The organism is Lysinibacillus sp. NPDC056232, from assembly GCF_042267565.1.
In the GTDB taxonomy this organism is placed as follows: Bacteria; Bacillota; Bacilli; order Bacillales_A; family Planococcaceae; genus Lysinibacillus.
Genome location: NZ_JBHJTF010000020.1, coordinates 40768 through 67128 on the forward strand (window position 1 = coordinate 40768; position 26361 = coordinate 67128).

A 26361-nucleotide genomic window follows, 5' to 3' on the forward strand; every position below is an offset into this window, starting at 1 on the left:
CATAATTGTTGCTGTCGCTTCGCTTTCGCACAGATAAACAATGCGTCCGGAATCGGCTTTGTGCTTAGGCCTGCATGAGGGCCGACACGATGTCGGTCATTTCGGTAATGCCACAGGACGTGGCGTTTTTACCGATGCAGGTCAGTTAGCCGTTATCGCATGGATGCGATGATTTTAGGCTAACATCCTCTAAGAACTCCTGTCCGATTTCCGTGACATCCGCCGGAGGCTTTAGGCCAACACGATGTTGGTCACTCAGTCGTTGCCACAGGACGTGGCGTTCTTAGACTCAGTTCCTCTATTTCAACAGGTGTTTGGTCACCCACTGAAAAGTAACTTAAATCGGCATTCATCTCACCACCTATAGAGGTGAAAGACTTCTGTAGCTGACGCTTTGCTTTCGCTACAGAAAATAATTGCTGAAATAAGTTAAATGATTGAGCTCATACCGCCATCTACAACTATGACATCCCCCGTAATATAATCTGAGGCAGCTGCGGCTAAAAATAATGCAACGCCTTTTAGGTCATTTTCAGTTCCTAAACGTTTTAACGGCGTCGCGCCCATTAAGTAATCTTGTCCGCGCTCGATTAAGACTTTTGACATTTTGGTTGGGAAAAATCCTGGGGCAATGGCATTCACATTGACGCCATATGGTCCCCATTTTACGGCTAAATCTTTCGTAAGCGTAATGACCGCACCTTTACTTGCGTTATAGCCAATTGTATCCATGAATTCAGGTAATGTACCACCAAGCCCTGCAACCGAAGCGATATTGATAATTTTCCCACTCTTTTGTTCTAGCATTATTTTGCCAACAGCTTGCGTCATTAAAAATGTACCATTGACGTTAACATCGAAAACTTTTTGCCAAGCCTCATATGGCATTTCAACAGCAGGAGTACCCCAAGACGCCCCACTGTTATTGACTAAAATATCAATTTGGCCGAATGTTTCAAGCGTTTTTGACACTACATTCGCGATATCCTCTGGCTTTGTCACATCACAAGCAAGAGCTAATGTTTGGACACCTAAATCAGCTAATTCTTCCGCTACCTCTTCGCATGCCTCAACCTTTCTTGAACAAAGTACAACGTTGGCACCTGCTTCGGCAAAGCCTTGTGCGATTTGAGCGCCAAGACCGCGTCCTCCCCCTGTTACGATGGCCGTTTTCCCCTTTAAACTAAATAAGTCTAATACCGTCATTTAACCAGCTCCTCTTGTTTTTTGGCATGCTTCTTTAGCTCCAGCTTGGCAACTGTATTACGATGCACTTCATCCGGTCCATCTGCTAGTCGTAATGTGCGGGAATTTGCCCATTGTGCTGCAAGCGTCGTATCAGGTCCTACTCCAGCAGCACCGAATGCTTGAATCGCTCGGTCAATCACTCTTAATGCCATATTCGGCGCCACTACTTTAATCATGGCGATTTCTGCTTTCGCCTCTTTATTCCCTACTGTGTCCATCATATACGCTGCCTTAAGCGTTAACAGCCTTGCCTGCTCAATATCAATACGGGATTCCGCAATACGCTCACGCATCACACCTTGGTCTGCGAGTGGTCGATGGAAAGCGTGTCGCTCACTTACACGCACACACATTTCCTCTAATGCACGTTCAGCGGCTCCAATCAGACGCATACAATGATGGATACGACCTGGCCCTAAACGACCTTGGGCAATCGCAAAGCCTTTTCCTTCTCCCCACAATATATTTTCCACAGGTACTCGAACATTTGTAAACGTCACCTCACCGTGTCCTTCAGGTGCGTGATCATAGCCAAATGCAGTTAGCATACGCTCTATTTTTACTCCAGGCGTATCCATCGGCACTAAAATCATCGACTGTTGCTCATGGATAGGTGCTGTAGTATCTTTATGTTTCCCCATAAAAATAGCGATTTTACAGCGAGGATCTCCAGCTCCCGTTGTCCACCACTTATGTCCATTTAAAATATAATAATCACCATCCCGTTCAATACTTGCCTCGATATTTGTTGCATCACTAGACGCAACTGCAGGCTCAGTCATTGCAAAGCAAGAACGTATTTCTCCACGTAATAACGGCTCCAGCCACTGTTTTTTCTGCTGTTCTGAGCCGTAACGCACAAGCACCTCCATATTTCCTGTATCTGGCGCATTGCAATTAAACACTTCAGGAGCCAGTAAAGAGCGTCCCATAATTTCACATAAAGGTGCATATTCTAAATTCGTTAAACCTGCACCGTATTCACTATCTGGCAAAAATAAATTCCATAAACCCGCTTCTTTTGCTTTTTGCTTTAATTCCTCCATAATTGGTGGAATCGCTCCCCAACGATCCTCCATTGCCTCTACCTGTGCAGCAAACACTGCCTCGTTAGGATAAATGTATTGCTCCATAAAATTTGTCAGCTTCTCTTGCAGTTCTACTACTTTTTCGCTATAAGAAAAGTTCATAAAAAAGCCCCCTTTGTTTGAACATCAAAATGCTAAATGAATGAATATTCATTTTTATTCTTACATTAAATGTTACCGCTATATTTCTTGTAAATCAATGTCTATTAAACAAAAATTTGAATTATAGAGAAAATTCATACTTAAGACAGTGTTTTGAGCAGATAGAAAATATCATTACAATAATAAAGCTCAATTCGAAAAATTATTTTGCCATATTATGTGTCATCAAATCAAAATAGCTTCTTTTGATAAAAAATTTTAATGTTCATAGTCGCCTGTTTTTTACTTCTTTACCCATTACCAAAGCGTGGGGTTGATTTCCGTTCCGGCTGGGCGCTTTGTAGCTGCCGCTTTGCTTTCGCTACAGAAAACATTTGCCGCTGACGCTTCGCTTTCGCGCAGAGCAGAGCTTCCTAGGGGCGTCCGATGAGCCTCTTCTTTTTAAAATTGGTAAGTGAAACAAAAAGTAGGATAAAAAAGAGTAACTTCTCATTCAAAGAAGTTACTCTTCTCAATCAAATCAATCTTTAATATTCTAAAGCGTTTTGCCTATATTTATTATATCAGTAAGCAAATCACGAATAGCCAAAGGTAAATGACGTTTTTTTAAATACACCACATACACATTTCGTCGTAAATTGGGACAATCTATTCCTTTTTGGACAATCGTTTTAGCTGTAGGACCTTTTAAATAATTTTCAGGTAGAATGGTAACTCCTAAATTTTCACGAACGAGAGACACAGCCGTTTCAAAACGTTCAATTTCAAATTGGATATTAATGTTTTGGTCAGCCTTTTCAAATGCATCTAAAATGTCATGTCTCGTTTGAAAGCCCTCTGTACTTATAATAAAAGACTCACCACTTAAATCTGAGATCGTCAGCTTTTCTTTCTTCGCTAATGGGTGATTTAATGGTAAAACAGCTACAAGTCGCTCTTCATATAAGCAGTTAACTTCGAGCTCTTCATCATCCATTATCTGATTTGTAATAATTAAATGTGTTTTATAGCTTTTGAGAGATTTTTCGACACGCTTACTTCCTAAAATATCTACTAGATGAATCATCATTTGTGGATACTCTTTTTTATACTCTGTAATCACTTTTGGGAGCCAATGCTTAATCGATTCCATCACGCCGATCGTTATTTCACTTGTGCCACGTACAATGACCTCATCCATTTCTATTTTTAAAACTTCCATGTTTTTCAATATAACGTTTGCTCGTTCATATAAAAGTTCGCCTGCTTCTGTTAATTGAAGGTTTCTCGTATTCCTTTCAAGTAAAGGTGAGCCAATTTCTTGCTCTAATTTTTTAATAGCATTACTTAGAGAAGGCTGAGAAATATGCAGTTTTTCAGCTGCCTTTGAGAAATTCATATGCCCCGCAACTGCTATAAAATATTGCAATTGTTTAATATCCACAACAACATCTCTCCCCATTTATAGTTTAAAGCTATAGATTAATAATAATTATATATTAGCTATTATAATTATGCGAATATATAATTTATTCATAACAATATTTTCAATACAATAATATTGGAAACGGAGTTGACACTGATATGTATTCAATGACAGATCAAAAACAATGGAAAGGTCGTATAGATTCAACTACTAATACGAGTAGTTTTCGTTTACATCAAAAAGTAAAAAGAATTCCTATTAATGATGTAAGTGCTTCAGATCATCAGCATGCCGGAATTGTGGGCTTTATTTGTGATGAAGGTGTACGTCGTAATCAGGGGCGTGTAGGGGCAGCAAGTGCGCCTAATGCTCTGCGTGAATCATTATCTAGCTTACCTTGGGCATTTAATGATGAACAGCAAATTATAGATGTTGGTAACGTTCTTTGTCTTAACCACGCTTTAGAAGAGGCACAGCGTGAGCTCGGTGAAATTGTCAAAACATTGCTAAATAAAAAAATACAATGTGTCGTGCTTGGCGGTGGACATGAAACACTATACGGACACTATTTAGGCGTTCGTGCAGCGTTACCTAAAGATGCGAAAATCGGGATCGTCAATATCGACGCTCATTTTGATTTACGACCATACGATGAGCAACCATCGTCTGGTACAATGTTCCGTCAGATTTTAGAGCAGGATCCACATGCCGACTACTTTGTTTTAGGCATACAACGTTTCGGCAATACAAAAGAATTATTTGATAAAGCCGATGAGTTGCATGTGAATTATGTGTTAGAAGAAAATATGACGCCAGAAAATAATGCGCAAATCATGCCGGATCTTCAGCAATTTATGGATAATCATGATTATATTCTCTTAACGCTCTGTATGGATGTACTAAATGCTGCATTTGCACCGGGTGTTAGTGCTCCATCACCGTTTGGATTAGACCCAAAAACTGTACGCACAATACTTCAAAAAGTAACTTCGCACCCAAATACACATTCTTTTGATATTTGTGAGGTAAATCCTTCACTGGATGAGAACGGACGCACAGTTAAATTAGGTGCTTATTTTGTTTATGAAGCACTTAATAACTTACTTAGTAGACAAGGTACATGATGGAAATTATTCACATTACAGATTTTCCGAACGAGAAAGTCCATGCAGGGTGTAGCCCGTCTTTAGACATGGGATGAAAGTGAGGTCAGACAAGAGGTAACTTTTGCTACCTTAATTGTCTGAAAGGGTGTTAGCTGCCGCCGCACCATGACCGTCTTCCATAGAAACAGCGCCAGCCATCATACCGATGCTGCGGTTATGGTTGCCGGTTTTGCCGGACATGATTTAGGGGCAACACCAAATGCGATGGCCAATATGTCAGCGGTTGTCCAACGTTTCGGTCCATCGAAAAAAGCATTGCTTGTCGTACCAATTGTAGGAGCGTTTTTAATCGACGTATTCGGTATTTCAATTATTATTACGACTATTAATCTATTTAAATAATCAATAAGGCCGTGCAATTGTCTGGATTGACAGTTGCACGGCCTTATTTTTCGCTTATAGATTATTGTAATATTTCACTAACAGTTACAAATTCATAGCCTTGCTTTTGCAAGTAAAGAATTACATTTTCCAAACCATTTGCTGTTGTTTGATGAATATCATGCATTAAAATAATGCTGCCATCTTTCACAGAGGCTTTCACATACGCTAATATTTTATCAGCATTGCGATGCTTCCAATCTAGCGTATCGATAGACCATAGAATAGAAGGCGTCGTAATGACAGAACGAACTTTATCATTCGTTGCACCATATGGTGGACGGAAAACCGTTGGAGATTGACCGATGGCTACATAAATAGCATTGCTAGTTCGATCAACCTCTTGTTTAACATTTGCTGTCGATAAGCCTGTTAACTTTGAATGGTTCCATGTATGATTGCCTATTTCATGGCCAGCCTCATAAACTTTCTTTACGACTGCTGAATTTTTAGAGGCATTTGGCCCAACCATAAAAAATGTTGCCTTAGCATCATATTTCTTTAAAGTCGCTAAAATTTGCGGGGTAACTTTTGCGTCTGGCCCATCATCGAATGTTAAAGCCACACGTTTCTTTTCCCCTTTTGCTACTGGTACACCTTTATTGTACACTTTGTTACCAGGTATTTGGAAATTCACCAACTCTGAGGCTTTCACATAGCCCTTTTGTTCCCCAGCTTCTACATAGGCCCAGCCAACTAGCGTTGTATATTGCTGAACGACTGTTTTATTGGCAATCGTACCAAGAACCTCGCCACTTGGGCTAGCTGTTAAACGAAGCACAGCGCCATTAGCAGCATTTACTCGTTTTTTTGTCGCGACAGGTTTCTTTAAAGAATTTGTTGCAACATAGCCTGTATGATGACCATATTGGACAAATGACCAACCTCCAGGTGCTGATCCATATACAAAGATAATACTGTTTTCATTAAGCAGTCCCGCTTTTTGTGCATTTGGACTAGGATATGTAAATAAAGTTGTTCCACCTTTTTGCGTTACTAAATATTTTTCAGGTGTAATGCTTACTAATGCTGCCGTTTCTACATATCCCTCTAGCTGTTGCACTTTAATTCGAGTCCATTTCTTATTTACAGGTGTAGCTGTTACATAACTACCTTTCGTTATTTGACCGATTTCGGTGCTTTCTACGGAAGGTTCTTCATAAACTGCTGCGTCTTTAGCGACTGATTGAATAACGGATGTACCTTCAGCGTTAGCAGATTCATTATCTACAAACACAAAACTAATTAAAAATGTCAAAATAATTGCAAAGGATAAAAGTTTTTTCATTGTTCTACACCGCCCTTTTCATCATAGATGTCTTTTCTCATGTGCTTTTTCTATTAAAGTATAGAATTCGACTCTAATTATAGATTAATAGATTGTGCCAGGAAATAGTAGGAATCAACTAGTTTTTCAGCCTCCACTACTATCAACTTATTACCATGGTATACGTTTTAACCATTTCGGTAATCAATAGCATTTATGGTAATTTTAAAAATTTCCTGTCTATCTCAAAACCGTATCTCTTGGCAATTGGAACTAAAATTCCGCCCATCTTTGCATTATAAACAAGTGCTTTATTCCTCGAAGTAGATGATGAATACCATTTTAATGCTTCATTGTCATTTTTATAAACGACACGTAACACCTCCCCTCTTTAATGACAATGATCGATCGTATCCCCAAGTATGAATACCGCGTTAGCTATTTTGCCAACTTTCATTAGTCAAAGGCTCCCAAGACGCCTTCTTTTCAGGTACTTGTTCAGTGCACCCTATAAATATGACGGTTGAAACGATTAAAAAGTTGTTATTTTTTCATATTTTTCCCTACAGCGAATCGTACGCTGTCAGAGCATCTTCAATATGGAGTGGTGGTGTCCAGGCCTGCCCAGCCGCATTAGTCGTCACAAAGATATATTGTTTACCATCTTTTTCGATTATAGAGGCTAAGCAAAGACCCGCTTCAGGTGTATAGCCGGTTTTCCCTCCCAATATTGCACCTTCTCCATCTGGTATTTTCGTTAAAAGTGAGCTTGTTATCGTTAATTCATTAGGCACATGAGTACTATAGCTTTTTGAAGTCAAAATTTGATAAAAGGTTGGATTTTCAATAGCATAACGAAACAGCTTGCTAATATCACGTACACTGGAGACATGAGCAGGATCATGTAATCCGCTGGCATTCACAAAATGAGTATCATTCAACCCTAATTCATGCGCTTTATTATTCATTAATGTCACAAATGATTCTTCACTACCTGCAATCGCATTTGCAAGTGTTCCTGTAGCATCCGCCCCAGAGGCAAGCAATGTACCATATAATAAATCCTCTATCGTTACAAAATCTCCTGCCTTAAAGCCAGCCATAGAAGCATTTTGAGCAGTAAATTTAGAAATCGTTTGTGGTTCAACGATTGTTTGCTTCTGCAGATCAGTAGTCGTTTCAATGGCAACAATCGCTGTCATAATTTTCGTTAATGATGCAGGATAGATAGTGTCATCTGCATTTTTTTCGAATAATACATCTCCTTTTTCATTCAGCAACAATGCATTTTTACTATGCAACGAAGGTAGCTCTATTTCCGTTTGTTCCGTTCTGTTATTTGCATAATAAAAATAGAATGTTGCCGCACATATAATACAAAATACGACAAATTTCTTCATAAAAAAACGCCCCCCACACATTATAATAGGAGGCATTTATGAATATTCCTGTAGGAAATTTATGAAGAAATTCTTAAGGTTTGTTAGTCACTAATAAAAATCATCAAAATCTGAACATATTCTTGTGATGGTGTTATTCGCTAATTTAAATAATACATCCTGAGATACTTCTAGCTTCAATGCATCTTCCTTTTTTAAATCCGCATATATTCCTCGTAAAATACGACCTGTTAGACCATGTGAAATAGCAATCACTTTCGGTATATGTTGAATGTCTTCTAGCCAAGCACTCAGTCTGTTCACTACCGAGTCATACGCTTCTCCATTTGGCGCATTAAAATACCAGTTATACACGTCTGTATTATGAAAAAGATTGGGCCAAGAATTTTCAATTTCTTTCGTTGTTAACCCAGCCCACTGTCCCACTGCAACCTCGGTTAAACGATTATCTTTTTCAACATTCTTCACATCATATCCAATTGTTTCACAAATTATTTCCGTGCTTTGCATGGCTCTTCCTAATGGACTCGACACAATTTTCCATTCATTAGGATTTCCAATTAAACTTTTTAGCATTTGAGCGTTTTGTTGTACTTGATGTACACCCAATTCTGTTAATGGAGAATCGAGCTCTCCTTGGTATCGTCCTTGTGTATTAAATTCAGTTTCCCCATGACGGAGTAAGTAAATCGTTTGGTTCAATATTGTTTCCCCCTATAATTTCTCCCTTGCTATAATTAATATTATAAGATACATAGAAAAAATCAAAGAATAAGTGTTTTATCAAGACTTTTTAGCTTCCTCTACTTAATTAAACATGATTCAGGCTGGATAGGACAAAAATTCCAGATAACGATGTTCTCTAGATGAAGAAATTATTGTTGATATTTATTGTAAGTAAACTTATAATAAGTTTACTTACAACAGAAAGCAGGGATTAGTTTATGAAATTTAGTTTTGAACTAGGAGTTAATACTACACCAGACAAAATTTGGCCATTATACGCAAATGTAAATGAATGGTTTAAGTGGGAAGCAGACTTGAAAGATATTTCACTAAATGGTGAATTCGTAAAGGGAAGCACTGGAACAATGGAGCTTGAAGGCCAACCACCAATTGTATTTGAATTGGTAAGTGTTGAAGAAAATAAATGTTTTTGTGATAAAACTTCAATCCCAGGATTAGGAGACCTCTATTTTGATCATAAAATTATCGAAGGTGTTGATCAAAGTATTATTAAACATACAGTTGAATTGAAAAATGCTAAAACTACAGAAGAAAATATTAACTTCTTAAACCAGGTGTTTAGAGACGTACCTATGAGTATAATTTCAATAAAGAAATTGGTTGAAAAATGACCAAATTTCCTTCAAAATTCAAAGACGATTCTTCAGCATCTATTGGTTTTCTATTCATTAGATCGTACAATATTTGGCATAGGGAAATAAAAAAACAATTGAAAGAGGTTGCTCTTACTCATCCTCAATTCGTTGTATTAACAACTTTAGCATATCTAGCACAGAGGAATGAAGATATTAACCAGGCTTTAATTGCCAAAGCTGCTGATATGGATGTAATGACTGTTTCAAGTATTATAAAAAAACTGGAAAACAGTGAATTGGTAGTAAGAAATATCTCTAAAAAAGATCCTAGAGCAAATACAATTTCCCTTACTGAAAAAGGGCAAAATAAATTAGAAATTGCTATTCCATTAGTTGAAAGAATCGACAATATCTTTTTTTCTTCTCTAAATGGTGAGGAAGCTTTCTTTAAGGAAAAATTACTTACATTATCAAACTTTGATTTTAGTTCAGCTGGAGAAAAAAATTATGATTAAATATTGGATTGGTATAGCATCAGAAAATCATGTGAAATATGGGGTTAAAGAAGGCTTTTGTCAATTATGTCATGGTAAAAATGCTCCTTTAAATAGAATGAAAGAAGGAGATTGGATTATTTACTATAGTCCTAAAGAAACCCTAGAAACAAAAGTCCCTTGTCAAAAATTTACGGCAATTGGGAAAGTATTAAGTGGAGTTGCTTATCAAGTAGAATTATATCCTGGATTCATGCCCTACAGGAAAAATGTGAGCTACCTCGAACATATAGTACCCGTTCCGTTATCATTGATTTCAAAAGAACCCTTATGGCAGGAATATCGCTCAAGACTACGATTCGGACACTTTGAAATATCAAAAGAATTATTTGATATTTTAGCTGGTATGATGAAATCATAAAATTCAGAGAGGTTTATCAGTAATTTGCTGATATGCCTCTTTTTAACTTTTTTACTTCTTTTTGTTTCAAGTTTTAGATATTTCATGGCTGGTATAACTGGTCCTCCCTCTCGATTTAGTAGTATATATCTTTTGCCCCCGGCTGATCCAATCTCTATTACCTTCATTTTTCTCTCCGATTCATTAAAAACTATAAGAACTATAAAAATCACACCCTATATAGTATTTAACAAAAAAAGAACAGTAAGCTAACGTAGAAAACGTTAACTACTGCTGTCATTATAGTCTATATAAAACATAATGTACTAAAGAATCGAGCTCGACTTGGTATCGTCCTTGTGTATTGTATTCCGTATCACCATGATGAAGTAAGGAAATCGTTTGATCCATTATTGTTTCCTCCTATAAATTCTCCCTAGTTGTCACTCATTTTAAAACAATAGTATGGTATAGACAAATCCAAAGAACAAACATAATGGACTGTAGATCCAAGTATCGTATTTAGCAAACTGTGAATGTTTTATTTTTTTAAAAAATCCAACATAATTAAAATCACCAATCGCCCGAATAATAAAAACGATAGCACAGACAATACTTCCGATTTTAGATAGGCTATTTGCTTGGAAGCTCTGCAAATAATCACCTTGAACAACGATAATGATACTAGCAATTAGAATAAGAATGGCTACGAATAATGTTCCCCATTTCTTCGGTGTAAATACAGGTTTATGCTCTCCCTCTCTTACCGGGAGAACAGCGGCAGAACCCCATCGACCTCCAAAAGCCCAATACATATGCAAAAAACTGATAAACCAAAGTAATCCCACAGCTACTAATGGCAAAATTGATTTCATATAGTTACCTCCAATTGTCTCAACCCTCAAACATACACTACCGTATGTTATGGTAATAATTTTGTCCCCTCAGGTTCTATAACCATATTAGGGACATTTAAAATCGTGTAATCAATTATGCGTCCGGATTCGGCTTTGTACTTGCACATCTGGCGTTTTTTACAGGATGTGAAGTTCCTAGCCTGAGTCCCTCTATCTCAGCGGATGTTTTTGGTGCGAAAGCGTAGCGACAGCGACAAATGTTTTCTGTGCGAAAGCATAGCGACAGCAACAACGGATGTTTAGTTAACCGCTAAAAGAAGTTAAAAGATCAACCATTTTATCAAGATCAAAATTAGGATTTTCTTCAAACCTTGTCATCCATCCTACATACGTTAAATAGGCAAGTCTCGCTCTATCAATCGATTCAGCGTTGTCTATGCCCTTTTTTTGATACAATTTCGCAACACACGAAATTCTTTGTTCTTCAATATTCACTAAGCGTTCTGCAACAACAGGATCATATTTTGCCCAAGTATAAATACCAATCTCCATTTTTTTATCTCGATTAAAACTAATTTGTAATAGCTGTTCTAATGAGGCATCAGGTTGCTCCATACTTTGAACAATGAGCTTTGTTGCATGTACTTCCCAATAGTCGAGCATAGAATCTAACAGCTCTTGATGGTCATGGAAATAGTGATAAAAGCTCCCTTTACTTATTTTTAGTAATCGAGCAAGTGCTTCGATGCGAACTTTATGTATTCCTTCATTAGCTAATTGTTGTAAGCCTGCTTTTATCCAATCTTCCCTCGTTAATTGCATGTCATCTCTCCAGTAAAATACGGTAGCGTATGTTTTCCAGTTAGATTACTACTACTTTCATTTTTTGTCAATTATTCATTCTGTTTTTTAGGTACTTTAATATTATTGTTGATCGTAATATTTACAGTCATTACCCTTGGTATAATACACGCGCATACTAATATAATAGCTAAAAGCTTTTTCATCTTTACCTCCATTTTTCATTTTATTGATCATATTTATTCTTTTGTACACAGCTGAGGCCAAATTTTATTAATCCTTGGCCTCAATGACAACTTTTCAATTATGCCTCGGCAAAATTGTGTCCGGAATCGGCTGAAAGAAGTTAAAATGTATTATCAAATAGACGTTCTGCTATGCCTAGTAAAATATCTTTCTCTGTAAACTCCATTAATTCTTCTCTCGTAATGTCTTTCTGTTGAATTAGACGATTTGATTGAATGGTTACGAGCTTTTCAAATAAATTTCGGATATAACGACCGTTCGAAAAGTTTGGAATTGATTCAACTGGAATTTGATGCAATTGCTCCTTCATATGGTATGCAAATACGTCACCATACTGGTAATCATTATTTTTACAAAGCATGGCAAAAATATCATAAAGCTCATCTGTGCTAAAATTATCAAACCGCACAAAATGGTTGAATCGGGATTTAAATCCTGGATTGGCAAGCAAAAATTCCTCCATGAGCTCTGTATATCCAGCAACGATAACAACTAAATCATCGCGTAAATCCTCCATCGCCTTTAATAAACTATCAATCGCTTCTTTACCAAATGCGTCCTGTTTATCATTGATTAGTGAATAGGCTTCATCTATAAAAAGCACGCCACCTTTTGCTTTATTCACAACTTCCTGGACCTTCAAAGCAGTCTGGCCAACATATCCTGCTACTAAGCCTGCACGATCTGTTTCCACAAAATGCCCGCTTGAAAGTACACCAAGATGCTTATATATTTGGCCTATGATACGCGCTACTGTTGTTTTTCCTGTACCTGGATTTCCAGAGAATACTAGATGATATGTTATTGGGAAGCTTGTTAAACCATGATCGACACGCAAACTTTGAATTTTTATGAAGTTAATTAGATTATGTAATTCCTTTTTGGCATTTGGAAGTCCTACAAGTCCATCCAGCTGCTTCTGTAACTTTTCAATCTCCTGTTCTATTTCTGGTGTAATTCGTAAACGTTCCCCGTTAATAAATTCACCACTATAAATAATTTTTCCTTCTTCATTAAAATAATCTCCTCGACCGTGCTTTTCTCCATTTACAAGTTCCCCAATATAAGAAGCCTGTCCATTAGCATAATAAAGAGTACCCTGTCCTGTCATCGCATCCTCTTTAAATTGCCCCTCCGATTCAAGTACACCTTGTCTGGAATAGTTCTTACCTTTTCCATGCTTCATATCCTCAAAGAAATAGCCCTCATACTGAAGGGATATTACACCCTTTGCAAGCTCCTCAGCACTTGGCGATTCTGGTGCGAAGTAAAGCTTTCCTGCCCCTTGCATATGATTCCATATGAAATCACCTTCATACTGTAAAAAACCACTTGGATAGTATTGTTTTCCTTTGCCTTTCTTCATGCCATGGACAAAATCACCCTCATATTGTGGCTGATTTAAATGCGGATACTGTGTACGAAGCTCTTTAAATGGAGCCGTAACATCTTCCTCATAATACAAAATCCCGTAACCTTCCATTAAATCATTACGAAAATGTCCCTCGTAATATACCTGACCATCCTTATATAAAATACCATTACCTTGTTTTTTATTTTGAATAAATTCGCCTGATAAATCATTTGTCCTTTTAAATACATGATGCCGTTACCTTGCTTCATATGATTGACGAATTCACCCTCGAATAACAGCTCCCCTTCTTGGTCAAATAGCGTACCCTTTCCATCATAAATGTCATGACCAAAGTCATTTTTCTTCACACCGCCAAGATACATTAATGTACCATCTGGATACAATATCTCTTTTTCTTCATAATTATGTGTCATTTGATTGCCATCCTTTATCCATTCAGTATATGCTCAATTATAGCGTGGAAAAGAATACATATGTGCGAATTTTTAGAATTCAAGGAGTTTAACATGAAAAAACGATATAAAATATTAATTGGCATCCTATTACCTCTTCTCATTTTATTTGCTTCAACCCTATTTTTAACGCGCGATTCAACTTTTAATAAGGAGGTAATTGAACAATTTGATCTTGAACAAATTAATGAAATTGAAGTAATCCGTTCCTCTGATAACAAAACAATCACTATTACAGATGTAGCGACAATTAATCAAATAATGCAGCAATTTGAAGATCAGCCGCTTCGAAAAGTCTTTTTTTCCAATTCAAATTACGACGAGGCTTATTGGGTAACATTACGTAATAATGATAAACAAGAAATAGGCATACGATTAGATGATTCAAAGCATTTATTCGTATATTTATATGAGGAAAATTATATGAAAGATTACAAGCTTTTAGATAAATTTAATATGGCGTTGCTTGAGGAACTTTTTTAGAAAATATTCATTCTTAAACAGTAAAAATCCGCTTCGATTAGATTCTACGCGGATTTTTTACCTTTTATTTGTGGATAGCTTTGGTCTTTTATATATAGCGATAGTTTTGCTGCATCAATTGAATCGTTTCAATGATTTCTTCTCTAAGCTCAATTGGCTCTAGCACTTCTATGTTTGCCCCTTGGCTCAGCAGCCACATTTTAATACCATGTCCAAAAACTTCTGCTTCAAATAAATATTGCTCATCTTTTTTGGATACTATGTTTGCTGTTGGTAAGCGATCTAATACCGCTTGCGGGGATGTTCCTTTAAAGATAAATTTCATACGCATTAGCTCGCCAGCATGCATAAACTGAATGCGTTTCCGAAACTCTCCTTCTTGAAAACGTTCGGTATAGGGTATTTGAAATTTTTGTTCGAGCTCTTGAAAATGTTGTATACGGTCGACTCTATAGACAATGGGCAAATCCTTCTCGACCTTTTTATCATAGGCAATTAAATAAAAGTAGTATTCTGAGAAAATAACAGCGAGTGGTTTTAAAATCTTTTCTGTCGGAATTGTTTCACCTTCACGTAAATAATCAATTTTAATGATTTTCTTTTTTTGAATCGCCTCTGACAGAGCCCAAATTAAATGCAATAGTGACTTTTTATGATTTAAATCTACATACAAATGCTTTTCATTTAAAATAATATTGCGAATAAACTCCTGTTTATCGGCTGCAACAATCGAAATAAGCTTATCTATTATATCGCTCATCTCTGATTTTAGCAGCGCTCTTGATTCAATTAGAATTTTAACAATCGCTAAAACTTGCTCCTTCGATAAAATACTTTCCTCTGTATTTGTAAGCTTGTACACATTTTCTGTCCGAACATATTCTAAATGGCAATCCAATTTAGCTTTTTCCAGATACGCTCGAATTTCATTCAAATCCCGTTGTACGGTTTTTTCACCAACATTGTGTGTAAATGCTTCTTGTTTTTTGTTAATTCCCTGACCATCTATCAGTCTGTCAAACATCGAAATGACACGATAGCCTTTGTTTTGTTGTGAATCCACCATATATCCCACTTTCTCTTCATAGTTACTTCTCTATTATACAAATCAAGGTGGACACTATTAGTCCTTTTAACTACAAAATTTCAACATCATTAGTATAATTGGTATATATTCATTTAACAACAAAAACCATTAAACAGACTAAACATACTACACTTTTGTTATAATTAACTTTATTTTTACCAATGAATTCCGACTTAGCAGATTAAAAAAGAGCTTCAATCTTGTTGATTGAAGCCTTTCACTATTATGTCTATGTAATTAATGGATGGCTCTTCGGCAAAGTGAGAGGTTGACTTCCGTTCCGGCTGGGCGCTTTCCTGGGGGCGCCCGATGAGCCGCTTCGCTTCGCTCCAGGGTCTCGGGCCAACACGATGTTGGTCACGAAGGCGTTATCACAGGACGTGATGTTCTTAGCCTTCGTTCCTCTATTGCTGATCCCCAAGGAGTCACCCAGCCTCCACTCCAATCAACCACTTCTTTTAGCATGCATCTTCTGGCGTGTCATTCATTCTAATTTATTATTATAAAACGAAACTAAATTTCAGCAATGTTTTTTGTGGAAAGCGAAGCGGCAGCAACAAATTTTTTCTGTGCGAAAGCGCAGTGCAACGTAGCGGCAGCACCAATATATCTTTGCGAAAAGTGAGTAGCCTAGAACGAAAATCCCCTCATAAAGCGCAATATTCACAAAGAGCACCTTGACCATTTCTGTTTCTCAACATTAGTAAGGACTCCAATTTTATTGAAGCCCTTACCCGTTATTCCATTACTTTTACTGCCGTTCCGTATGCTAATACCTCTGATGTGCCATCCATAACAGATGATGTGGAAAATCTTACCCCAACAATGGCATTTGCCCCTAGTCGTCTTGCCTCTTCCTCCATATCTTGCGTAGCAACTTCTCGGGAACGAACGAGCATTTCTGCGTACTCCTTCATCTCTCCTCCCACAATATTACGTAGTCCCGCCATCATATCGCGTCCAATATTTCTTGATTGTACAGAGTTACCTTTTACTAAACCAAGTGTTTCTACAATTTCTTTTCCAGCCACAATATCTGTTGTTGATAGTAGCATACAAAACTCCTCCTATTTTTTATATTTTTGAACGGCTTGGACAGCTTCAGCGATGGAAGTCGTAATCACTCCCGTACGCTTAATCAAGCCAATAACAAATAAATTACGATAAACAAACTGATTTTCAATTCCGTCCCGCACAAGTGCTTCTATTTTCATCATATTGTCTCGACCTTGTTGACGAACATCTGTAAATACGCCTACGATTGGTCGATCCAGCATCGCAAATGCACCAATCTCTGCTGCTACACCCGAATCAATCTCAACACCATCTAAAACAGCTACTAATACATCACTATTTTGCAACATTTCTAAATCTGCTTGTGCGATCGCCAAACTATCTGCATAGGCCGTTTTATCATTGATCGCATCATTTTCCTGTGGGACATATAATTCGATACCGGGTACTGCCTCTCTAATTGCCACAGCGAGCTGTTCGTTGACTAAACGATCTCCTAAAGAAAATAATCCATTTGCTAAGTATGCCTTCATGTTAAAACTCCTATTCCAATATTTTTTCAAACACTATTTTATGTCGATCTTTGTTATCCACAAAAGTTGAGATAATATCAAATCCGTGTTTAAGATTTGTTATAAGCATTGCTTTTCGCTCATTCCTACCATATGTACGAACTTTTTTAAAGCCTAGTGCCAGTAGATGTTCATGCTGTCGCTTCATTAATTGACTGGCAATTCCTTGACCACGTTTCTTTGCATGGACACCACCTAACCAGCTATAAAAAATACCATCCGGATGTGTGTAGCCTAGTTTAAAGCCTATGATATTCTCATTTTCTACTGCTAATAAACATATGAGTCCTTCTTTACTTTCAAGTTTTTCTAATGGTAAATTTGCTCCATTAAATACATGTGCATGAATTTCCTGTAATCGCTTCAACCAATCATATGGAACGCCTTCAATTGTAACGATCTGCATCTTTATCCCTCCTATCTCAACTGTCTTTAATTATAGCAGAAAAGGTTTAACGATAAGATTGGACATTGCAGTATAGTTAGTTTTCTAGAAAAGTTTCAAAGTTGAAGAAAACTCATGCCGACCTTCATGTAAGTCTAAGAGTTTATGCTTACCATCTTCCCAAGTGCAATTAATTTAATTAATCAATATTAACTATTTCATAGATATTTTTATATAAAATATTTTCGTAGCTAGAAGCATTCAGTATACTTGACATAATCCATTGATCAATTTTATCACATGAATAGGAGGTAATCTCATGGCACATATCAACAGTTGGCTAACAAATACGCTCCGTCCTTATTTTGGACTACATCTGATAGAAGAGCATTGGGATACGATTGAAATACGAAGTGGTTATTTCATCTGCATGGATGGTGATATCATTCGAAAACGTATCTCAGTTAGTGAGCAGGCTTATCAAGAATCGGATGTAGAGATCTCGACACGAAATCGTGAAGTCATTCTCCCTAAAACTGCACGCGGTAAAGAGAAGAAAATGAATTACACCCATATTTCCAGCGTTAAAGCGAATGGGGTTGCTTTTTCTGCTGGCGTAGGGACAGAGGATCAACCATTTAGTTACATCGTCGCTCGCAATGCGAAAACCCTTTTCGAATTGCCACTGACAAACATGAAAAATTTAACAACTAAAGAGGAAATGATCGAGTGGCTACATCAGTATCCATCCTATTTACCTCCAGATTATAACGAGAAACTGGAAAAACTCTCAAGAAAAAAAAGCTTGCGCTACAAAGCTGTTCCAGGAGATATTTTCCGAGTTGAAATTGATTTGTTCACAGATGGCTATGTGCTTGTCGTCGGGGATTTACGCCAAATGCAAAAAGATGGTTTGTTTTCGGAAGATAGCCTATGGAATGATGTAATGACGATGCCGCTTTTTATTCGACCTTATCTATTCAAAACAATAAATCGCTTACCAAGTATAGAGCATATTACATCCGCTCCATTAGCTGAACAAACCTTGATTGTCATGGACGATCATTTTATGCGAGGTGGCTACGAAAAAGTTGGACACAAAACGCTAACCGAAACAGATATTCTATTGCCACTTGGTTACGGTATAAGCATCGATTATGAAAAAGAAAAATGCTACCGCCTTTCCTGGGGAACAGGAACAATTAGTAAGTCCGAAAAAGAAACTTCTTTTAAGACAGCAAGTCGTTTTTCTAATTATGGCGTACGTGCAGGCATCAACGTCGAATGGTTTGATACTACCAGAGAACAAGCAATGTTACATTCACTGGAGCATCCGTTATATGCTAAGGAACGCAAGCAGGCACTTGCGGAATTTGGCTTACCAGAGGATATTACATATGATGAATTCAACCGTCAAACAGGTGGACTCACTAGGTTAGAGTATTTAGATTACTTATCTTCCTGTAAATAAAGAAATGGGTATACACATTATTGCTCAGTTCTGTTCCCATTTCCTAAAAGTAAAGAGCTCTCCCCCTTGATAACTACAAGATTTCAAGGGAGGAAATTAGCTCTAAACGCCAGGTACCCTATACCAATGTCATTTTAGAGAATGGATAATTTCCTTCTCAACTCTATTGAATAATAATTCTAAGTTAGATTTCCATTCAATCCAGCATTCTGATTCACGCCATAATTCAACGATTTCCCTAATACCATCAGCATCTGGAACTTCAGCTCTAATATCAGTTAAATATCTTAATATAAACTTCAATGATTCCTCATCCGCATTTATTGAGTGTACTTTTTCAAATTCGTCTTCTGCATCATTTAATTTCCCTGTATCAAGATACTTTACATAAAGCTCTGCAAGCGCCATTGCACTTATATCGAAAAGGAAATCAATTTCATCGAAGCTCTCTCCAAAAAAACCTTCTCGTTTCATCGCATTGATAACCTCAGACAGCTCTAAATAATTTGATTCTAAATTACTATGGATATAGTCCTCTAAAAAATCTACTACATCCAAGCCTTCATCACTTTCTAATGGCTTATATCCCCATGCTCCCATATTAAGACTCCTTTCATATTTAAAATATAACAGTTCTTACAAATGTCTTACCCTTTGCTTCCCTAATAACTATGAGAGAAGCTAGAATTATAGAATTGCTTATCCCATTTAGTAAATCATTTCTAATTTAGAGTCGCAGCAGTGAAAATAAAAGTACGCCCATCTGCATTTAAAATCTGTAGCCCATCATTCGTTTCAACTAGTGGTGTATCCCAATGAACATGACCGCAGCAGACCAAAAGCTCAGCAGCATTCTGTAGTTCATTCCAAATATGTGGATTACCAGGTAGATCTTGTGCACTAATCTTCGGACTTTCATGAAGTAGCAGGATGTCGGGAACATCTCTTATAATGTCTCTGAGTTTTGCCAAATAATCGGCTTCTCCCATCCGATTCGGTTTATCTGCCCTACCGATGATTCCTCCGAGTCCTGCAACTGCAAGATTTGCATACATGATCGTACCCCCATCCGAGAAGAAATGTATACCTGAGGTAGAATCCAATTCAACTTGTGCCTTATTCGTCAATAGGTCGTGATTTCCAGCGATTCCTGTGACAAATCCAAAATGACTCTGAAAAGCTCTCCATACAGGCAAAGGATTACCGCTAGCACCTCTTTTGATTAGATCAGTGTATAAATCTCCACATAAGCAAACCATCACCTTGGCTGGGTCCAAATCTGGTAAATGAATTTGAAACAAAAGGGAAAGCACTTCCGCAAGTTCCTCACCAAGTAACTTTTGGGCTTCTTCTACCTGCTCTTGCTTATGACCTACAATTCCTTGTAAATCAGAAGCAATAATTAGTGCATCCAACTCCTCCGGCATTCCAAGTATCTCTCCCCAATAAATAGGAAGATATTCATAAGAAATACCCGCTCCCTTTGATGCGGCGGTAATGTATGGTAATTTCTCTAAAGGCTCTTTGGCAATATCAACGATTTTCAATGCTCTTTTTGTCTGTTTCTTCATTTAAGACATTCCCCTTACAGATAGGAGTCAAAGTAGTACTTCATCTTTTTATGCGGATAACCATCTATACCTCTCCAGGTTGTCATTGACATAAAATCTGTACTCCGTTCACGCTCTTTTTTACAACTTTAATTTTGAAGCTCTTTCGCCTTTTTCAAATAATCATACGCTTCTTTCAATGGTAGCTTTAAATTGCCAGCAATTTCTTTAATAGACATTCCACACTTGTTCATCATCGACACTTGTTTGATTAAATCAGCCTCCATGCCTTGAGCCGCTTGAAAAGCAGGATCTAATAGAGACTCCCATAAATCTTTATCTGCGTATTCATCTGCTGACACAATCCTTGTCATTACTTGTTCAAGCTCCATACAAGTTATTTTCCAAGTCGATTGATTATCATTTTTCTGAGCAATAAGCTCTATAATTTGCTGTATAGCTTCTTGAAAATTTAAAACTGAACCAGCTAGATAACGGCCTGCATTCCAGTCCCCCATGCCATGCATGAGAACAGCTACTGGTTGCCCAGGCTCAGCTGTCTCTATAATAATCGGATCGCCTGTCAGTTTTATATGCCCAATCACAAGCCAATCAGCATGCCAAGAACCCTCTTCATCATTAATAAGAGAGTTTCCTTCAAGATCCACGCTATATCCTAACTGCCCACGCTCCAAAAGTTCTGGATTAAATGTTTCAACATCTATCCATTTTGCAATCTGTTCACTTATAATCTTCAATTGTTTTAACTGCTCGCGAAGCTCAGCATCTACTCTCATACACACAAATCTCCTACATTCAATAATTTCTTTTTCTAATTTCCAATCTCTTCTCTTGCTTCCTATAGTACTAGATTCGACTATTTAATAGATTGATTTTCTTCGTTAGCTTCTCCGCTAAACTTCTCCAACATACTTTCCATGAGGAGTTCGACAATTCTTCCTCATCCTGCTCCAGCCAATAATCGCCTTCCATTAGCTCATACATGTCAAGTAGGGTAATCTCTTCGCAAGCCAAATTTTCAAGAGCTGCAATCATCGGCACCGGACCGTCATCCCAGTTATAGCCATTAACAATTGCGTGCAAAAGCACCGGAGACGAAAGGTCGCTAATCATATTACACATGTTCTCTAGAGATTCTTCATATAAAATATAGTTTACTTCACGTTGTTCTTCTGAAGCTAAAGTTAATCGGATTGCCCCTTTTGTATTCAGTAGCAAATCAGCGATGGCATTGTTCATTCTTGCTGTATTCCAAGCGGTCGCTAAAATACCTTTAGGAGAATTCAACTCCACTTCATACTCAATTAGTAGCTTAATCACTTCCACTTGCTTGAACTTGACCGCTTTTTTTAGGACCGTATCTCCTAACTTATCCTCAGCCTCTAAATCTACGTTTTTCTCAAGGAGAAGTTTAATACCTTCAAGCGGCATTCGATTCGTAACAAAAAGCATGATCGGCGTTCTTCCTCTTGAATCCCGTTCGTTCGGGTCAAGCTGATGCACAGCCGTACGCACTATCTCCATATCTTTGGATTTACTAACCTCTGCCCAATTCATTTATATCCCCCTATAATTACTCCTATCTTATCCCATTCGTCGCTTCCATGTTACGTGTCAAACCAGCACCATTAAAAAAAATCTCCCACTACGAACCTAAAGCACATCATTTGGATATACTGTTCGTTTTAGCGGGAGACTATATTTTATCATCCGATTGTTTCCACAACGTTTCCTTGCTGATCTTTAATATACGTTTTTGCAATTTGAATGGAAAGCCCCGGTATAGAGGATACTTCAAACTCTTGTTCTTGCGGTATCAAGTTTTGATTAAGTTCCATAACTGCCTTGTCATTTAATGTGATGGTAATATCCGCTTCCTCCACGCTATACCCACATTTTTCACCTGGCTCAAATACAACTCGGATTTCTTGACTAACTAAGGTAAGGCTTTTCCCTTTTAAAATCCGTCCCCGCAATAGCTTGCCGATTATTCCTGCTTGCTTTGCCCCCAGCGTAAACTTATTAGGTTGTTTGCTGAACAATCCCTTTTTGCCCTGCTCCCAAGCTAGTTGGTCTACGAATAAAAAGCCGGTACTAGAGCCCTCTTCATCCATTCCTTTTTCTACCGCTCCTGCAATGGATGGAATCTGTAAAAGTGATGCCCTAGATAAGTCAGTAACATAGCTCGGGATATACTCAAGACCAGCATTTAGCACACCCATTGTATTCCACGTTTGCATCGCCTCAAGCTCATCGCCTGTAATACCTACCATTTGAATAAACTCCACCTGTCCATTTGGTGTATCAATTGCAGGCAACTCGAGATCTAACGTAAACGCAAGCGCCGTTAAAAGCGTGTCCGCTCCTTGGCAGATTGGACCATTAGCATCCAAGTAATCACCTGATTTGAAAATATTGCCACTGTTAAACACATATCTTCCCATGTTTTGTAGCAAATTTAACGCCCACGCTGGTGGTTCCTCCTCATCTTCATTTCGGGCAAGACGAAATGTTAACTCAAACCCATATCCGCTGTAATCAGCATTTTCTGATTCTTTTTCATATAACTCGGAAAATCCATAAGTGACAAAATGCCAGTGTGGAACTGGTGTCTCACTCTTATACGCACTAATTCCTTCAAGCGGATCTTCGCCCCCTAATAAATAGGGAATAACGGTTCCATAATGCTTCGGCTCTTGCTCTCCATAAATTTTTAATAATTCCTGATCAATCGCATCCCAGCCAGTTGTATTTAATTCTTCACTCATCCATAACGCCCCCTATGTATTTTTTCAACATCCTTTTAGCAGATGTTTGGACACCCGCCGAAAAGTAACTTAAACCTGCATTCATCTCACCTCACCAACTAAAGAGGTGGAAGACATCTGTATCTGCCGTTTCACTTTCGTTACAAAAATATTCGCTGAAGGAAGTTAAATTATATTCACTTCAGATTCTACTTTAAAGTATATAATATACTCCAAAGAGAATAATACCCAACTTGACTACCTTTAATTTTATAACAGAATAGTTTTATATTCATTAATCGGTGATATACATCGAGTAAATTATCGAGACTTAAGCACCATATCCAATGTTAATCTGTATGGACATCAGCCTAGAACGACCGTAAAGTATGAAGCCTCGGTGGATATCTAGGTACGCCGAGGCTTCATGATAGTGAGGGATCAATTATGCCTCGGCATAATTGCGTCCGGAATCGGCTTTGTGCTTAGGCCTGCAGATGTTTTTTGCGCGAAAGCGAAGCGTCAGCAAAAGGTTTTCATCTGTGCGAAAGCAAAGCGACAGCAAAAGGGTTTTATCTGCGCGAAAGCAAAGCGTCAGCGGCAACAGCACCGATGCAGGTCAGTTAGCCGTTATCGCATGGATGCGATGATTTTAGGCTAACATCCCCTTTGCTACTCCTTTCCGATTCCATGACATCCGCCGGAGGCTTTAACTTCTTTCAGTGGGTGTTTGAGCACCCGCTGAAAGAAGTTAAAAATAATTAGAGCGATTCGAGGTTTCTCCTTAACCGTATAACATTGCTGGTGAACGTACACTTTGTAAATAGTCTGCAAGCTTCCCTGCATATACTTTTTCTAAATAAGGTAATTGGGCGATACAATGAGGTGTCATTAATGCTGGGTTCTGATAAACTTTCAGCCCTCCAACCTTTAAAAGCATCGCCACAAATTGCGAGCAAAAATAGGCACGCTCTCTTCGTACCTCCTTTTGCATCATCACGCCAAAGAGCCCAATAAAATTATATTTATAGCGATCACGATTCCAATGCATATATTCTACGATTTTCATCATTTCTAAGTATTGATAATGAGATATTTTGCAACGATAAATGACACAATCGGCTGTTTCAAATAGCCCTCTTTCTGCGTCTTCTTGCAAAAAACCCCCACTTAAAGGATTGTTTAGTTGTCTACGTCCAAAGCTATACATTTCAAAGAGCTCCTCATCAAAAGCAATGGACGCATGATTCATCTCTTTTCCAGTATACATGCCTATAGCTTTTGATAATAATGTACCTGTTTTTGTTAATACTATGTAAATGGTGTATGCCATTTCCTCACCTACTTCAATATTCTTCCCTACTACCAATACGTTTTAAATATTCAAACGGTTTCATTTATTTCCTTTATTTATAAGTATATATAACGAAGTTCATTTTTTTCTTAGTAAAAAGTGAAGATTTTCTTAATTTTTAAATCAATTGACTGAGTAAATCTATTTTTTTGCTACCTTTATCTATATGTTCCTATGTGTATTCATATGTAGAGAAAATTGCAGTGTCGAACAAAATAATGAACAGGTGGATGCTCCATCAGATAACTAGAGTTTGTTAAAAAAATGAAAAATCACTCATCTTTATTTTTTAAAAATGAGTGACTTTTTCATAGTAGAAATTCTTCAACTTATGTTTTCAATACTTAATTTGTATATCTTATTTCTTCATCGTTATCTGGGTGTGATTACAATTATTTTGATCGATCCTTATCGCTTCTTTTAAAATCATTCGCTCCTTCTCTGTTTTCGAAGATTGGAATGGATGGTAGCTTTTCTTCAACCAAATCTAAATTACTTTAGAAGAATTAAGGTCGACAGATTTGATGCCCTTACAGCTAAAATGAAGAACATTGAAGTACAAGTACGACTCTCTAATTCCAAAAGTGGAAGCTAGGACCAAGAGTTTTATCAAATAATCTTAGCAGCTGTAAATAGTTTATCCGATTAACAGCATCACGTAATAAACCTCTAACTATCTATAAGCGCGGTTTAATCCCGATACCACTTCACTAATTCTTCAAATGATCCCTCAATCTATTTTCATCTTAATTGTCCGCGCGATTAAACTTATTCGGCTTTTTTATTTTTCAATCTTTTTTCTCAGACAATTCACTATACAAAATAGTTATCAAATCATAATAATAGTAGTGTAAAGCTACTTTAGCTTTGCTCTCCAGATTTGTTGGCTTGGGTCACTCTGGTCCAGTGACCCTTTTATATTTCTCTATCTTATTAAAAAAAATTGGAAAAACCTTTTTTATTTGTTTCTTTACTTCTTGGGCCAATTCGCGGATACTACGCTACATTTAATATCCTATTCATTTATATACACTTTAAAATAATGGTTTTTGAAACCCATTAAGATGAGCTATAAGTGCAATTTGTCCGATATGATAAGTTTCATGCATATATACATGATTAAATACCCAGTTCAGCGTTGGGTCTGAAGGCGGTTTCCATCCATCATTAAAGTTTGGTACCTCAATTAACGTATTTAGCTCGGATAAGTTTACCGAGTGTAAAATTTCATCAGTATAATGCCTTATCTGAATATAACCATCCAATATTTCCTTCGCTGAACTTTTTTCGTTTAGGTTTAAAATACATGTATTTTTCATTGCAATTTCATTAATCCAGTAATCCTCACTACTTGCAATATGAGCAATAATCCAAGCAAGTGTGTTTGGATAAGTATCGGATTGTATAAACCAAAAATTTTCATCTAGCGAATTTAAATAAGGAATTAGCGTTTTTCTAGCGTCATTTCTATATGGATAAAGCATTTAAACTCTCCTTCTTCCATCCTGGCCCAAACATCCCAAAAGTCATTTTTTGAATATCTTTAAGCTCTTTTGGTTCTATTGCGGCCAATATAGCTGCTGTTATTTTTAGTTTTCACTATAATATGATATAATCTTGTTACTGACTAACCTAAGCAAGTCAATAATCAACATTGAGCTGTAGCGATACCG

Annotated in this window: 29 protein-coding genes and 1 pseudogene; 8 read left to right on the forward strand and 22 right to left on the reverse strand. The window is 37.4% G+C overall.

What is annotated here, in order from left to right:
* Positions 1-429 precede the first annotated feature (429 nt).
* The 3 genes from ACFCYJ_RS15370 to ACFCYJ_RS15380 all read right to left on the reverse strand — a co-directional run bounded on the left by ACFCYJ_RS15370 (position 430) and on the right by ACFCYJ_RS15380 (position 3861).
* On the reverse strand, positions 430-1206 hold the full coding sequence (locus ACFCYJ_RS15370; protein WP_376074804.1) for an SDR family oxidoreductase: 777 nt from the start codon (positions 1204-1206) through the stop codon (positions 430-432).
* The gene (locus ACFCYJ_RS15375; protein WP_376074805.1) at positions 1203-2438 is read right to left on the reverse strand and encodes an acyl-CoA dehydrogenase family protein; all 1236 of its coding nucleotides are present in this window, start codon (positions 2436-2438) and stop codon (positions 1203-1205) included. Before ACFCYJ_RS15375 ends, ACFCYJ_RS15370 begins: the two co-directional genes overlap by 4 nt.
* 535 nt (positions 2439-2973) lie before the next feature.
* A complete protein-coding gene (locus tag ACFCYJ_RS15380; protein ID WP_376074806.1) occupies positions 2974-3861 on the reverse strand; it encodes a LysR family transcriptional regulator in 888 nt (295 codons plus the stop codon).
* Between the two features lie 140 nt (positions 3862-4001).
* On the opposite strand from ACFCYJ_RS15380, the gene hutG reads away from it, so the two are divergent.
* Complete coding sequence (gene hutG / locus ACFCYJ_RS15385) at positions 4002-4967, forward strand: formimidoylglutamase (protein ID WP_376074807.1); 966 nt, start codon at positions 4002-4004, stop codon at positions 4965-4967.
* Between the two features lie 186 nt (positions 4968-5153).
* Positions 5154-5351, forward strand: a pseudogene (locus ACFCYJ_RS15390) (sodium/glutamate symporter); the annotation flags it as partial.
* A 61-nt stretch (positions 5352-5412) separates the two neighbouring features.
* On the opposite strand, the gene ACFCYJ_RS15395 reads toward ACFCYJ_RS15390, so the two are convergent.
* The 4 genes from ACFCYJ_RS15395 to ACFCYJ_RS15410 form a co-directional block, all read right to left on the reverse strand.
* Positions 5413-6678 carry a polysaccharide deacetylase family protein gene (locus ACFCYJ_RS15395; protein WP_376074808.1) on the reverse strand — a complete coding sequence of 422 codons (1266 nt, stop codon included), beginning with the start codon at positions 6676-6678 and terminating at the stop codon, positions 5413-5415.
* A gap of 193 nt (positions 6679-6871) precedes the next feature.
* Positions 6872-7039: a hypothetical protein gene (locus ACFCYJ_RS15400; RefSeq protein WP_376074809.1), complete on the reverse strand. Its 168-nt coding sequence runs from the start codon at positions 7037-7039 to the stop codon at positions 6872-6874.
* A gap of 181 nt (positions 7040-7220) precedes the next feature.
* Positions 7221-8057, reverse strand: a complete 837-nt coding sequence (locus ACFCYJ_RS15405; RefSeq protein ID WP_376074810.1) for a D-alanyl-D-alanine carboxypeptidase family protein — start codon at positions 8055-8057, stop codon at positions 7221-7223.
* Between the two features lie 90 nt (positions 8058-8147).
* On the reverse strand, positions 8148-8759 hold the full coding sequence (locus ACFCYJ_RS15410) for a histidine phosphatase family protein (protein WP_376074811.1): 612 nt from the start codon (positions 8757-8759) through the stop codon (positions 8148-8150).
* A gap of 242 nt (positions 8760-9001) precedes the next feature.
* On the opposite strand from ACFCYJ_RS15410, the gene ACFCYJ_RS15415 reads away from it, so the two are divergent.
* The 3 genes from ACFCYJ_RS15415 to ACFCYJ_RS15425 are packed head-to-tail and all read left to right on the forward strand — an operon-like array spanning position 9002 to position 10294.
* Complete coding sequence (locus ACFCYJ_RS15415; RefSeq protein WP_376074812.1) at positions 9002-9415, forward strand: SRPBCC family protein; 414 nt, start codon at positions 9002-9004, stop codon at positions 9413-9415.
* Complete coding sequence (locus ACFCYJ_RS15420; protein ID WP_376074813.1) at positions 9412-9894, forward strand: MarR family winged helix-turn-helix transcriptional regulator; 483 nt, start codon at positions 9412-9414, stop codon at positions 9892-9894. The genes ACFCYJ_RS15415 and ACFCYJ_RS15420 overlap by 4 nt, the downstream gene beginning before the upstream one ends.
* Positions 9887-10294, forward strand: coding sequence for an EVE domain-containing protein (locus ACFCYJ_RS15425; protein ID WP_376074814.1), 408 nt, complete (start codon positions 9887-9889; stop codon positions 10292-10294). Before ACFCYJ_RS15420 ends, ACFCYJ_RS15425 begins: the two co-directional genes overlap by 8 nt.
* 431 nt (positions 10295-10725) lie before the next feature.
* Here the strand turns inward: ACFCYJ_RS15425 and ACFCYJ_RS15430 are convergent, their stop codons facing one another.
* The 4 genes from ACFCYJ_RS15430 to ACFCYJ_RS15445 form a co-directional block, all read right to left on the reverse strand.
* Entirely contained in the window at positions 10726-11148 is a 423-nt protein-coding gene (locus ACFCYJ_RS15430; protein WP_376074815.1) for a DUF3995 domain-containing protein, read from the reverse strand.
* Positions 11149-11433: 285 nt separating this feature from the next.
* On the reverse strand, positions 11434-11952 hold the full coding sequence (locus ACFCYJ_RS15435; protein ID WP_376074816.1) for a TetR/AcrR family transcriptional regulator: 519 nt from the start codon (positions 11950-11952) through the stop codon (positions 11434-11436).
* 325 nt (positions 11953-12277) lie between these two features.
* A complete protein-coding gene (locus ACFCYJ_RS15440; protein WP_376074854.1) occupies positions 12278-13741 on the reverse strand; it encodes an AAA family ATPase in 1464 nt (487 codons plus the stop codon).
* Complete coding sequence (locus tag ACFCYJ_RS15445) at positions 13660-13965, reverse strand: hypothetical protein (protein ID WP_376074817.1); 306 nt, start codon at positions 13963-13965, stop codon at positions 13660-13662. Before ACFCYJ_RS15445 ends, ACFCYJ_RS15440 begins: the two co-directional genes overlap by 82 nt.
* 93 nt (positions 13966-14058) lie before the next feature.
* Between ACFCYJ_RS15445 and ACFCYJ_RS15450 the strand changes: the two genes are divergently transcribed.
* The gene (locus ACFCYJ_RS15450; RefSeq protein WP_376074818.1) at positions 14059-14487 is read left to right on the forward strand and encodes a hypothetical protein; all 429 of its coding nucleotides are present in this window, start codon (positions 14059-14061) and stop codon (positions 14485-14487) included.
* 88 nt (positions 14488-14575) lie between these two features.
* Here the strand turns inward: ACFCYJ_RS15450 and ACFCYJ_RS15455 are convergent, their stop codons facing one another.
* From ACFCYJ_RS15455 to ACFCYJ_RS15470, 4 genes are all read right to left on the reverse strand, one after another.
* A complete protein-coding gene (locus ACFCYJ_RS15455) occupies positions 14576-15553 on the reverse strand; it encodes a helix-turn-helix transcriptional regulator (RefSeq protein WP_376074819.1) in 978 nt (325 codons plus the stop codon).
* A gap of 758 nt (positions 15554-16311) precedes the next feature.
* A complete protein-coding gene (locus tag ACFCYJ_RS15460) occupies positions 16312-16629 on the reverse strand; it encodes a YbjQ family protein (protein WP_376074820.1) in 318 nt (105 codons plus the stop codon).
* Between the two features lie 12 nt (positions 16630-16641).
* Complete coding sequence (locus tag ACFCYJ_RS15465) at positions 16642-17121, reverse strand: nucleoside 2-deoxyribosyltransferase (RefSeq protein WP_376074821.1); 480 nt, start codon at positions 17119-17121, stop codon at positions 16642-16644.
* Between the two features lie 10 nt (positions 17122-17131).
* Positions 17132-17566: a GNAT family N-acetyltransferase gene (locus ACFCYJ_RS15470; RefSeq protein WP_376074822.1), complete on the reverse strand. Its 435-nt coding sequence runs from the start codon at positions 17564-17566 to the stop codon at positions 17132-17134.
* A gap of 298 nt (positions 17567-17864) precedes the next feature.
* On the opposite strand from ACFCYJ_RS15470, the gene ACFCYJ_RS15475 reads away from it, so the two are divergent.
* Positions 17865-19016: an immunity 26/phosphotriesterase HocA family protein gene (locus ACFCYJ_RS15475; protein ID WP_376074823.1), complete on the forward strand. Its 1152-nt coding sequence runs from the start codon at positions 17865-17867 to the stop codon at positions 19014-19016.
* A gap of 129 nt (positions 19017-19145) precedes the next feature.
* Here ACFCYJ_RS15475 and ACFCYJ_RS15480 read toward each other — a convergent pair whose 3' ends face one another.
* The 5 genes from ACFCYJ_RS15480 to ACFCYJ_RS15500 all read right to left on the reverse strand — a co-directional run bounded on the left by ACFCYJ_RS15480 (position 19146) and on the right by ACFCYJ_RS15500 (position 23355).
* On the reverse strand, positions 19146-19616 hold the full coding sequence (locus tag ACFCYJ_RS15480; protein ID WP_376074824.1) for a DUF4259 domain-containing protein: 471 nt from the start codon (positions 19614-19616) through the stop codon (positions 19146-19148).
* Positions 19617-19738: 122 nt separating this feature from the next.
* Positions 19739-20587, reverse strand: a complete 849-nt coding sequence (locus ACFCYJ_RS15485; RefSeq protein ID WP_376074825.1) for a metallophosphoesterase family protein — start codon at positions 20585-20587, stop codon at positions 19739-19741.
* 128 nt (positions 20588-20715) lie between these two features.
* Positions 20716-21363, reverse strand: a complete 648-nt coding sequence (locus ACFCYJ_RS15490; RefSeq protein ID WP_376074826.1) for a hypothetical protein — start codon at positions 21361-21363, stop codon at positions 20716-20718.
* 70 nt (positions 21364-21433) lie between these two features.
* Complete coding sequence (locus ACFCYJ_RS15495; protein WP_376074827.1) at positions 21434-22144, reverse strand: DUF4274 domain-containing protein; 711 nt, start codon at positions 22142-22144, stop codon at positions 21434-21436.
* A gap of 149 nt (positions 22145-22293) precedes the next feature.
* Positions 22294-23355 (reverse strand): suppressor of fused domain protein, encoded by a 1062-nt coding sequence (locus tag ACFCYJ_RS15500; RefSeq protein WP_376074828.1) that lies wholly within the window; start codon positions 23353-23355, stop codon positions 22294-22296.
* Between the two features lie 483 nt (positions 23356-23838).
* On the opposite strand from ACFCYJ_RS15500, the gene ACFCYJ_RS15505 reads away from it, so the two are divergent.
* On the forward strand, positions 23839-23961 hold the full coding sequence (locus tag ACFCYJ_RS15505) for a hypothetical protein (RefSeq protein ID WP_376074829.1): 123 nt from the start codon (positions 23839-23841) through the stop codon (positions 23959-23961).
* A 157-nt stretch (positions 23962-24118) separates the two neighbouring features.
* On the opposite strand, the gene ACFCYJ_RS15510 is transcribed toward ACFCYJ_RS15505, so the two are convergent.
* Both ACFCYJ_RS15510 and ACFCYJ_RS15515 read right to left on the reverse strand, forming a co-directional pair.
* The gene (locus ACFCYJ_RS15510) at positions 24119-24703 is read right to left on the reverse strand and encodes a hypothetical protein (protein ID WP_376074830.1); all 585 of its coding nucleotides are present in this window, start codon (positions 24701-24703) and stop codon (positions 24119-24121) included.
* 1019 nt (positions 24704-25722) lie between these two features.
* Complete coding sequence (locus tag ACFCYJ_RS15515) at positions 25723-26172, reverse strand: DinB family protein (RefSeq protein WP_376074831.1); 450 nt, start codon at positions 26170-26172, stop codon at positions 25723-25725.
* Positions 26173-26361: the final 189 nt, after the last annotated feature.